The organism is Nocardioides turkmenicus (assembly GCF_011045035.1).
Classification (GTDB): Bacteria; Actinomycetota; Actinomycetes; order Propionibacteriales; family Nocardioidaceae; genus Nocardioides; species Nocardioides turkmenicus.
The window spans coordinates 46,892-57,424 of sequence record NZ_JAALAA010000028.1; the positions used below are offsets into that span (position 1 = coordinate 46,892).

Here is a 10,533-nt window from a genome sequence, read left to right on the forward strand (position 1 = left end):
AACTGAAACCCAATCTTAATGGACCCAAAGCGCGAACACCCGCGATCGTGTGCCGTATCACTTGGATCGTGCAAGTGAACCGAAACAGGTCGTGCCAAACGGCACGACCTGGATCTGTGGAGCGGACGACGAGGCTCGAACTCGCGACATCAACCTTGGGAAGGTTGCGCTCTACCAACTGAGCTACGTCCGCAGGTGCGACCAGGATGTTACCGCACACTCCCAGTCAGGTGTGAAACCGGTTCAGGAAAGTCGCGTCAACCGGGGATAACGCGCCGACAGCCCGTCGCCGACCGGGCCACGGATCATGCGGCGTACGGCCCAGGGGAGTGCCCGGGCTGCGAGCCGCCGGACCTCGCGGATCGCGCCACCCGCGCTCGGCTCCTCGATGACGACCAGCGGCTTCGGGGTGGGCAGGTGGTGACGAACGCCGAGGGTGTCGAGCACCTTGATCGCCATCAGCTGGTGGCCGGGTGCGCCGAGGAAGCCGTGGCCGTCCCAGTAGCCCGCGTCGTCGTACTCGGTCATCCGCCAGAAGTCGACCAGCGTGGCTCCGCGGCGCTGCGCGATCTCGCGGACGGCCTCGTTGTAGACCGCGAAGCGACCGCGCATCAGCCGCCCGACGGTCGTCGCCCGGGCGCCGTACGCGGTGAAGACCAGCACCTTCGCGCCCGTCTCGACCAGGTCGCCGATCGCGGACTCGTAGGTCGCGAGCAGCTCGTCGATGTTCACGTGTGGCCACATCAGGTCGACCGAGCCGCCGTAGATCGTCACCACGTCGGGCTCGAGCGCGATCGCCGGCGCCACCTGCTCCTTGACGATGCGGTCGATCCCGCGTCCACGCACGGCGAGGTTGGCGTAGCCGAACTCAGGCGTCCGCTCGCCCATCACCTCGGCGACCCGATCGGCCCAGCCGCGTACGCCGTTCGGACGGCGCGCATCGGTGTCGCCGACGCCCTCGGTGAACGAGTCGCCCAGCGCGACGTACCGGCGATAGCCGCCGGGGATCAGCGCATCCAGTGCCATGCCTCAGATTCAACCGCACGCAGCGACGGTCGCGTCAGGCCCGGGCTGGGCTAGATTTGCCCCGTGCTGCTGAGCGACAAGGACATCCTGACCGAGATCCACGACGGCCGGATCGTCATCGACCCCTGGGACGAGTCGATGCTGCAGCCGTCCTCCGTAGACGTACGTCTGGACCGGTTCTTCCGGGTCTTCGACAACCACAAGTACGCCACGATCGACCCCGCCGTGGACCAGTCCGAGCTCACCCGGCAGATCGAGACCGAGGGTGACGAGCCGTTCATCCTGCACCCGGGCGAGTTCGTGCTCGGGTCGACGTACGAGACGGTGACCCTGCCCGAAGACATCGCCGCGCGCGTGGAGGGCAAGAGCTCGCTGGGGCGGCTCGGGCTGCTCACCCACGCCACGGCCGGCTTCGTCGACCCCGGCTTCTCCGGTCACGTCACGCTCGAGCTGGCCAACGTCGCGACGCTGCCGATCAAGCTCTACCCGGGCATGAAGATCGGTCAGTACTGCTTCTTCCGGCTCACCTCGCCCGCGCAGAACCCCTACGGCAGCGAGAAATACGGCAGCCGCTACCAGGGTCAGCGTGGCCCGACCGCCTCGCGCAGCTTCCAGAGCTTCCACCGCACCAAGATCTGACTGTCGGTGGTCGCCGCTAGGGTCGGGTGGATGAGTGAGACACCGTTCCTGGCGCCCGACGGTCAGACGCGATGCGCGTGGGCCGGAGGGGCGCCGGAGTTCTTGGACTATCACGACACCGAGTGGGGATTTCCGGCCGGTGGTGACGTGCGGCTCTTCGAGAAGATCTGCCTGGAAGGGTTCCAGAGCGGGCTGTCGTGGCGCACGATCCTCAACAAGCGGCCCGCGTTCCGCGAGGTCTTCGAGGGGTTCGACTTCCACAAGGTCGCCGAGTTCGACGAGGGCGACGTCGAGCGCCTCCTGCGGGACGCGCGGATCATCCGCCACCGCGGCAAGATCGAGGCGGCGATCAACAACGCCCGCCGCGCGGTCGAGCTCGTCGAGGAGCGCGGGTCCCTGGCGGCGTACGTCTGGGACTTCGAGCCCGAGCCGCTGCAGGTGCCGGAGGTGGTGGCCACCTCGCCCGCCTCGGTGAGCCTGTCGAAGAACCTCAAGAAGCGTGGCTGGAAGTTCGTCGGGCCGACGACGATGTACGCGTTCATGCAGTCGATGGGGATCATCAACGACCACTCGCTCGACTGCGTGATCCGGGAGCGGGTCGAGGCCGAACGGGCGGCGTTCGTCAGGCCCTGACCTGTCCACAGTGCGGGGGCCGATCCTTCCGTGGAGCCCAGATGTGTTTAGGCTGTCCTAACTAAGCATTGCCTAACCCGAGGTGGTTCCCCCGTGATCCGTCGATCTGTACTCATCGCAGCGAGCCTCGTGCTCGCTGCCACCGGCCTGGCTGCGTGCAGCACAGGCGCGACCGACTCCGCGGACAGCTCCGCAGACTCCGCTTCGAAGGCAGACAAGGGCGCCTTCCCCGTGACCGTCGAGCACGCCTACGGCAGCACCGAGATCACCGAGGAGCCGACCAACGTCGCCACCATCGGCTGGTCGGACCACGACGTGGCGCTGTCGCTGGGCGTCGTCCCGGTCGCTGCCCAGGCGATCACCTGGGGCGGCAACGACCAGCAGTCGACCGACTGGTTCGACGCGGAGCTGAAGGAGGTCGGCGGCAAGCAGCCCGTGCGCTACAACGCCGACACCAGCATCCCGTTCACCGAGATCAGCAAGGCGGCGCCCGACCTGATCCTGGCCACCAACTCAGGCATCACCGAGGCCGACTACAAGAAGCTCAGCGAGATCGCCCCGACCGTCGCCTTCCCCGGTGACCCGTGGCTGACCTCCTGGCAGGACTCGCTCGAGATGATCGGCAAGGCCACCGGCCGGGTCACCCTGGCCGAGGAGGTCAAGAAGGAGACCGAGGACAAGATCGCGCAGGCCCAGAAGGACCACCCGCAGATCGTCGGCGCCAGCTACCTGGTCACCGGTGTCCAGGACAACTCCAAGCTCGGCACCATCGGCCTCTACGGTGCCGGTGACGCCCGCCCGCAGATGCTCACCCAGCTCGGCATGGAGCTGGCCCCGGTCGCCGACAAGCTCGTGCCGAAGGGTCAGTTCTACACCGACGTCTCCGCGGAGAAGGCTCCCGAGCTGGAGTCGGAGGTGCTGATCAACCTCGGCTACACCGAGGGCAGCTTCGAGGCCCTGCAGAAGGACAAGCTGCTCAGCCAGATCCCCGCGATCAAGAACGGCCACTACCTGGACATCACCGACCAGCCGCTCTCCCTGACCTTCTCCGCCGCGAGCACCCTGTCGATCCCTTACTTCGTCGACGAGCTCGTTCCCTCGATCGCCGAGGCGGTCGACGGCGGGAAGGTCAACGTCACCGCGGCGAAGTGATGCCCGCGTGACCATTCGTACGCCACTCGCCCCGGCCGACCCGGCAGCACCTGCCGCCGCGGTCGTCCGGGGCCGGCGGCTGCCCGGCGTCGGGCTGATCCTGGCGGCGCTGCTGGTCGCGGCCGTCGCCTCGGTCCTGCTCGGTGCCGAGTGGGCTCCGCCCACCGCGCTCCTCGACGACGGCAGCTTCGGGCACGCCATCCTGGAGAACCGGATCGCGCGCACCGCCATCGCCTTCGCCGTCGGCGGCGCGCTCGCGCTCGGCGGCGCCTGCCTGCAGGGACTCACCCGCAACCCGCTGGCCGACCCCGGGCTGCTCGGCCTCAATGCCGGTGCGGCCTTCGCGGTCGTCGTAGCCCTGGTGTACGTCGGGGCCACCGGCCTCGACTCGCTGCTGTGGGCCGCCTTCATCGGCTCCGCCCTGGCCGCGATCGTCGTGCACGGCATCGCCGCGATCGGCCGTGACGGCGCCACCCCCGCCAAGCTGGTGCTGGCCGGCGCGGCGCTGACCGCGGCGCTGACCAGCTGGACCAGCGGCATCCTGTTGATGGACCACAAGGGCCTGGAGGTCTTCCGGCAGTGGCAGGTCGGCACCATCGGCAGCGACTGGGGTGACCTCGCGGTCTGCGCTCCGTTCCTCGTCGTGGGCGCCGTGATGGCGCTGCTGGGTGCCCGGGTCCTGGACGCGCTCGCGCTCGGCGACGACCTCGCCAAGGGGCTCGGTCGCCGCACCGGCCTGGACCGGGTGTTCGTCGGTATCGCCGTGGTGCTGCTCAGCGGCACCGCCACCGCGCTGGTCGGCCCGGTCGCCTTCGTCGGCCTGGTCGTCCCGCACGCCGTCCGCGCCCTCGTCGGTCCGAGCTACACCCTGGTGCTGCCGCTCTCGATCGCCGGCGGGGCCGCGCTCACCGCCATCGCCGACGCGCTCGGCCGGGTGGTGCTGCCGCCCACCGAGGTGCAGGTCGGCATCATGACGGCCGTCGTCGGCGTACCTGCCTTCGTGTGGTTCCTGCGACGTGGACGGATGGCCGGACTGTGAGCACAACTCTCTCCGGACCCACCCGGCCCGTCGATGTCGTACGCAGGGCCCGACGGGCCCCGCGACGGCACCACGCCTACCTGGTCGTGGGTCTGTCCGTCGCCCTCTTCGGAGCCTTCGTCGCCCGGGTGCTGCTCGGCAACTTCATCATCACCGTGCCCGACTTCTTCCGCATCCTCGGCGGGGCCGAGATCCCGGGCGCGACCTTCCTGCTGATGTCGGAGAAGCTGCCCCGGGCGATCCTCGGCGTGCTCGTCGGGGTCGCGTTCGGCAGCGCCGGCGCGGTCTTCCAGAGCACCCTGCGCAACCCGCTCGCCAGCCCCGACATCGTCGGCGTCTCGCTCGGCGCGAGCGCGTCGGCGGTCTTCGCGATCGTCGTGCTCGACCTGCAGGGGCTGGCCCTGAGCATCGCCGCGATCGTCGGCGCGATCGCCATCGCCGTGGCGGTCCGGCTCGTCGCCGGCTCCGACGGCAGCTATCGGCTCGTCCTCGTCGGTGTCACCGCCGCGGCCGCGATGACCGCGGTCGTCCACTACCTCTTCACCCGTGCCAACGAGTTCGACGCCCTGCTCGTGCTGCGCTGGCTGACCGGCGCGCTCAACGGCGTCACCTGGCCGACCATCTGGACCCTGCTGGGTTTCCTGGTCGTGCTCGTCCCGGCGCTGGCCTGGACGGCCCGCTCCGCCCAGATCCTCCAACTCGGTCCGGACGTGGCCACCGGGCTGGGCGTCAGCCGGCGGCGTACGGACCTGCTGCTCCTGCTCGCCGTCCTGCTCACCGCCCTCGGTGTCGCCGCCGCCGGGCCGGTCGCCTTCGTCGCGTTCGTAGCCGGGCCGATCTCGCGGGCGCTCAACGGCGGGCGTACGACCCTGGTCGGCGCCGCGCTCGTCGGCGCCATCGTGATGGTGGCGGGCGACTACATCGCCGACTATGCGGTTCCTGGCGTCTCCTTCCCGGTAGGCGTCGTCACCGGTGCGTTCGGGGCGCCGTTCCTGCTCTGGTTGCTCGCCGCTGGGCGGGCTGGAAGGAAGGCTTGATGAGACTCGCTGCGGAGAGTGTGAGCCTCGGCTACGGCGCGGAGCCGGTCGTCGACGAGGTCTCGCTCGAGATCCCCGACGGCCTCACCACGGTCATCGTCGGCGCCAACGGCTGCGGCAAGTCGACCCTGCTGCGCGGGATGGCGCGCCTGCTGAAGCCGATCTCGGGGCAGGTCGTGCTCGACGGCAAGGCGGTCCACAAGCAGCCCACCCGTGCGGTCGCCAAGACCCTCGGCCTGATGCCGCAGTCGCCGGTCGCCCCTGAGGGCATCACCGTCGTCGACCTGGTCGGCCGCGGACGCCAGCCCCACCGCAACGCGCTGCAGCGCTGGTCGGCCGAGGACGACGCGGCCGTCGCCGAGGCGCTCGAGCTGACCGACACGCTCGACCTCGCCGACCGTGTCGTCGACGAGCTCTCCGGCGGTCAGCGGCAGCGGGTCTGGGTGGCGATGGCGCTCGCCCAGCAGACGGACCTGCTGCTCCTCGACGAGCCGACCACCTTCCTCGACGTCGCCCACCAGGTCGACCTGCTCGATCTCCTGCACGGCCTCCGTGAGACCCGGGGGACCACCGTCGTGATGGTGCTCCACGACCTCAACCTGGCGGCTCGCTACGCCGACCATCTGATCGCGATGAGCGGCGGCAAGGTCGCCGCCACCGGCACGCCCGCCGAGGTGGTGACCGCCGACCGGGTCGAGCAGGTCTTCGGGCTGGAGTGCCAGGTCATCCACGACCCCGTCTCGGGCACACCGCTGGTCGTCCCCATCGGACGTCACCACCGACCCTCAGCTCACCCCCACGCACAAGGAGCCTGACATGCCCATCCTCGCCCGCGTCTCGGTGCGCTCCGTCGAGCGCCTCTCGCCGTCCTTCGCCCGGATCGAGCTGGTCGGCGACGACCTGGCCGACTTCGGCAACGACGGCCCGACACTCGACCAGCGCATCAAGCTCTTCTTCCCTCCCGCGCCGGGTGTCGCGCTGCCCGAGCTCTCGGGCGAGGACTGGTACGCCGAGTGGCTCGCCCTCCCCGACGACGAGCGCCCGCGGATGCGCACCTACACGATCCGCTCGATCGAGGGGGACGGCATCGAGAAGCGTCTGTACGTCGACTTCGTGCTGCACCCCGGAGCGCACGGTCCCGGCTCCGACTGGGCCGGCGCGGCCCAGCCGGGTGACGAGATCCTGGTCGCGGGCCCCAAGCTCGGCGAGCCGTACGGCGGGATCGAGTGGCTCCCCGGCGACGCGACCCGGCTGCTCCTGGTCGGCGACGAGACCGCCGTCCCGGCGGTGGTCTCGATCATCGAGTCCCTACCGGCGGACGCCACCGGGTCGGTCTTCCTCGAGGTGCCGGTCGCCGGTGACGTACAGGAGGTGGCCGCGCCCGAGGGGCTGAAGGTCACCTGGCTGCCGCGCGAGGGCGCGCCCGTGGGTGGCCCGGCCCTGGCTGCCGTCGGCGGCCTGCTCGGCTTCGAGGCGAAGCCCGAGGACGTCACCTCGGTCGAGGTCGAGGACCCGGACCTGTGGGAGACCCCGATCTACTCGTCCTCCGGCGAGGAGGTCACCGCCGAGATCGGCTCCGCGAGCACCGCCGACAGCGGCGAGGACGGGCGCTATGCGTGGATCGCCGGCGAGTCGCGGATGGTCACCGCACTTCGCCGTCACCTGGTCAACGAGCTCGAGATGCCCCGCAAGCAGGTCGCTTTCATGGGCTACTGGCGCGAAGGCGTGTCGATGAAGGGGTGACCCCGCGCGGTTTCGATGCGTACGCGTGGTTAAGTTTGGGTGCGCCCAATCAAATAGAAGGGTCTCGGAATGCAAGCAAGCATCCTGGCCGCGGACACCCTGATCCAGGCCAACGCGGTCGACTATCTCCTCATCGCGATCTACTTCGCGTTCGTTCTCGGCATCGGCTTCCTGGCCAGCCGCGGCATGTCGAACTCGGTGGACTTCTTCCTCTCGGGCAGGTCCCTGCCCGCGTGGGTCACCGGACTCGCCTTCATCTCGGCGAACCTCGGTGCGGTCGAGATCATGGGTATGTCGGCAACGGGGGCACAGCTCGGGCTTCCCACCGTCCACTACTTCTGGATCGGTGCGATCCCGGCGATGCTGTTCCTGGGCGTCGTGATGATGCCCTTCTACTACGGCTCGAAGGTGCGCTCGGTCCCCGAGTTCATGAAGCGCCGTTTCGGCACCGGAGCTCACCTGGTCAACGCACTCTCGTTCGCGATCGCTCAGCTGCTCATCGCCGGTATCAACCTCTACCTGCTCGGCTCGATCGTGCACGCGCTGCTCGGCTGGCCGCTGTGGCTGGCGCTGATCGTGGCCGCGGTGATCGTGCTGTCCTACATCACCCTCGGCGGTCTGAAGGCCGCGATCTACAACGAGGTCCTGCAGTTCTTCGTGATCGTCGCCGCGCTGCTGCCGCTGACCATCCTCGGTCTCCACCGGGTCGGCGGCTGGGACGGCCTGACCTCGAAGATCGAGAAGGCCGCGGCCGCCAACCCCGACACCATCGCCCCGGCGGCCGACCAGCTCAACTCCTGGCCGGGTGCCGCGCTGACCGGCTTCAACTCCGACTTCCTCTCGGTCGTCGGCATCGTGTTCGGCCTGGGCTTCGTGCTCTCCTTCGGCTACTGGACGACCAACTTCGTCGAGGTCCAGCGCGCGATGGCCGCCGACTCGATCTCGGCTGCGCGGAAGACGCCCATCATCGGTGCCTTCCCGAAGATGTTCGTCCCGTTCATCACCATCTTCCCCGGCATGATCGCGGCGGTCCTGGTCACCGAGATCGCGCGTACGAAGGCAGGGGAGGCGGTGCCCGGCGGCGCCTCCGGTGAGGGCGTGACCTACAACGACTCGCTGCTCTACCTGATGGCGGAGGTGTTGCCCAACGGTCTGCTCGGCCTGGCGATCACCGGTCTGCTGGCCGCGTTCATGGCCGGTATGGCGGCCAACGTCTCCGCGTTCAACACGGTGGTGTCCTTCGACATCATCCAGGAGTACATCATCAAGGACCGCCCCGACGACTTCTACGTGAAGCTCGGTCGCTGGGCGACCGTCGCGGCGACCGCCATCGCGATCTTCACCGCCGTGCTGGCGTCCAACTTCTCCAACATCATGGACTACCTGCAGACCCTGTTCGGGTTCTTCAACGCGCCACTCTTCGCGACGTTCATCCTGGGTATGTTCTGGAAGCGGATGACCGCGACGGCCGGTTGGACCGGTCTGGTCTCCGGCACCCTGGCCGCGGTGCTCGTCGGCATCCTCGCCGAGGGCACCCTCGGCGGACTCTCCGTCGGCGTCCTGCCGCTCTCCGGCCAGGGCGCCTCGTTCGTGGCCGCCGGTGCCGCCTTCGTGGTCGACATCGTCGTCAGCGTGATCGTCTCGCTGGTGACCGCGCCGAAGCCGGAAGGCTCCCTGAAGGGTCTGGTCTACTCCGAGACCCCGAAGGAGGACCTGGTCGACGCCGAGGACGCCGGCCGTCCGTGGTTCGAGCGTCCGGTGCCTCTGGCGGGTGTCGCGCTGGTCCTGGTCATCATCCTGAACGTGATCTTCTGAGGAGGCTGAGATGTCCACCGACACCAACAAGGGGTTCCTGGCGACGCTGCTGTCGCTCTTCGACATCCGCAACGTGATCGGGGCCCTGCTCGCGGTCTACGGCATCATCCTGCTGCTGATGGGCCTCTTCGCCGACCCCGAGGTCGAGAAGACCGGCGGGCCCAACGCCAACCTCTGGGCGGGCATCATCCTGCTCGTCATCGGCGCCGCCTTCATCGCCTGGGGCGTCCTCCGGCCGGTCGTGCCGGACGCCCCGGGCTCCCACGAGGAGGAGTAGCTCCCAGGGCTCAGATTCCGATCAACGTGATGTCACCACTGACGGTGGTGGTCCGGAGCTCGACGTAGGGCTCACCCGCGGCCGGTGCGCCAGCGCTCTCGACAGTGCTGGAGCACCGGCCGGTCACTGTGTTGATGTCGGTCCACACCGGGGTGCCGTTCGGGATCCCGATGCGTACGTCGGAGGAGGCGCCCTTCACCGAGATCCGCCCCGCGCTGACCGAGTGGATCGCGAAGTCGCCCGCGCCGGTCGAGTGGCTCACGTCGCCCTCGACCTCGTCGATCTCCACGCTGCCGGCACCGGTCTTGGTGTGCAGGTCGTGGGCCGTACCGATCCGGATGTCACCGGATCCGGACTTGATCGAGGCGCGGCCGTCGAGGGTGTCGGCCTCGATGTCTCCCGAACCGGACTCGACCTGGAACTCCTCGACGACCCGGTCGATGCGTACGCCGCCCGAGCCGGTCTGCAGCCAGGCCGCTCGGAGGACGCCCTGGGTGGCGATGTCGGCGCTTCCGGTGCGGGCGCGCAGCTGGCTGCGGGCCGGGACCGTCACGCTGATGTCATAGCGGCGCGAGCGGCTGAACGGGCCCTTGTGCGGGTCGACGATGTTGATCGTGTCGCCGTTCTGCTCGACGACGAGACTCTCGGCGTCGTCGCCGTCGATCTCGACGATCGTCTCGTCGGTGTCGGTCGCCTGGACCTCGAGGTTGCCCTTGCCGAACTCCACGAACAGCTTGGCCGGGGCGGTGGACATGAAGGTGTACGTGCTCATCGTGCTGCTCCTCAGGGTGTGCTGATCTACCGGAGCGGCCGGGCGGCCGTCCGTTGGTGCGTCGTGAGTCAGGTCAGAGCCAGCCGGTCATCCGGCGGTCGGACCTGCCGCGGTTGGTGCCGCGGAACGGATCGAGGCTGCTCATCGCCTCGTTGACGATGTGGGGGATCGCGGAGAGGTCGACGTCGACGTTGACCGCGTTCTCGCGGGTCGCCGCACGCACCGCGCCGACGAGCCAGGTGTTGAGCGACTGGCCGGCTTCGGCCGCCGCTTCCTCTGCCTTCGCCTTGAGCGACTCCGGGATGCGGAGGGTCACCCGGGCGAGCGCGTCGTCGCCCTCGGGTTCCGACGCCGCCGGGGGAGCGGGGGGAGCGGGCGGTGCCGGAGGCGTGGGAGGGGT

The 10,533-nt window shown here is 69.2% G+C and carries 12 protein-coding genes and 1 tRNA gene; 9 read left to right on the plus strand and 4 right to left on the minus strand.

Annotated features, from left to right (window positions below; translation table 11 throughout):
- Nucleotides 1-117: 117 nt before the first annotated feature.
- A tRNA-Gly gene (locus G5C66_RS23470) sits at nt 118-193 on the minus strand.
- Between the two features lie 50 nt (nt 194-243).
- Nucleotides 244-1,026, minus strand: a complete 783-nt coding sequence (locus G5C66_RS23475) for an SGNH/GDSL hydrolase family protein (protein ID WP_165113694.1) — start codon at nt 1,024-1,026, stop codon at nt 244-246.
- Nucleotides 1,027-1,089: 63 nt separating this feature from the next.
- Here G5C66_RS23475 and dcd point away from each other — a divergent pair, with 63 nt between their 5' ends.
- The 9 genes from dcd (at nt 1,090) to G5C66_RS23520 (ending at nt 9,361) form a co-directional block, all read left to right on the plus strand.
- The gene (gene dcd / locus G5C66_RS23480) at nt 1,090-1,665 is read left to right on the plus strand and encodes a dCTP deaminase (protein WP_165113696.1); all 576 of its coding nucleotides are present in this window, start codon (nt 1,090-1,092) and stop codon (nt 1,663-1,665) included.
- Nucleotides 1,666-1,695: 30 nt separating this feature from the next.
- A complete protein-coding gene (locus G5C66_RS23485) occupies nt 1,696-2,298 on the plus strand; it encodes a DNA-3-methyladenine glycosylase I (protein ID WP_165113699.1) in 603 nt (200 codons plus the stop codon).
- Between the two features lie 93 nt (nt 2,299-2,391).
- Complete coding sequence (locus tag G5C66_RS23490; RefSeq protein WP_165113701.1) at nt 2,392-3,450, plus strand: ABC transporter substrate-binding protein; 1,059 nt, start codon at nt 2,392-2,394, stop codon at nt 3,448-3,450.
- Between the two features lie 7 nt (nt 3,451-3,457).
- Complete coding sequence (locus tag G5C66_RS23495; protein ID WP_338144294.1) at nt 3,458-4,489, plus strand: FecCD family ABC transporter permease; 1,032 nt, start codon at nt 3,458-3,460, stop codon at nt 4,487-4,489.
- Nucleotides 4,486-5,526, plus strand: coding sequence for an iron chelate uptake ABC transporter family permease subunit (locus G5C66_RS23500; protein ID WP_165113703.1), 1,041 nt, complete (start codon nt 4,486-4,488; stop codon nt 5,524-5,526). The genes G5C66_RS23495 and G5C66_RS23500 overlap by 4 nt, the downstream gene beginning before the upstream one ends.
- Entirely contained in the window at nt 5,526-6,341 is an 816-nt protein-coding gene (locus G5C66_RS23505) for an ATP-binding cassette domain-containing protein (protein WP_165113705.1), read from the plus strand. Before G5C66_RS23500 ends, G5C66_RS23505 begins: the two co-directional genes overlap by 1 nt.
- 1 nt (nt 6,342) lies before the next feature.
- Nucleotides 6,343-7,269: a siderophore-interacting protein gene (locus G5C66_RS23510; protein WP_165113707.1), complete on the plus strand. Its 927-nt coding sequence runs from the start codon at nt 6,343-6,345 to the stop codon at nt 7,267-7,269.
- 84 nt (nt 7,270-7,353) lie between these two features.
- Entirely contained in the window at nt 7,354-9,084 is a 1,731-nt protein-coding gene (locus G5C66_RS23515; protein ID WP_206444490.1) for a sodium:solute symporter family protein, read from the plus strand.
- Between the two features lie 10 nt (nt 9,085-9,094).
- A complete protein-coding gene (locus tag G5C66_RS23520; RefSeq protein ID WP_165113711.1) occupies nt 9,095-9,361 on the plus strand; it encodes a hypothetical protein in 267 nt (88 codons plus the stop codon).
- Nucleotides 9,362-9,371: 10 nt separating this feature from the next.
- Here G5C66_RS23520 and G5C66_RS23525 read toward each other — a convergent pair whose 3' ends face one another.
- Nucleotides 9,372-10,133, minus strand: coding sequence for a DUF4097 family beta strand repeat-containing protein (locus G5C66_RS23525; protein WP_165113713.1), 762 nt, complete (start codon nt 10,131-10,133; stop codon nt 9,372-9,374).
- Between the two features lie 73 nt (nt 10,134-10,206).
- A partial coding sequence (locus G5C66_RS23530) for a toxin-antitoxin system HicB family antitoxin (RefSeq protein WP_165113715.1) occupies nt 10,207-10,533 on the minus strand: 327 nt, incomplete at its 5' end.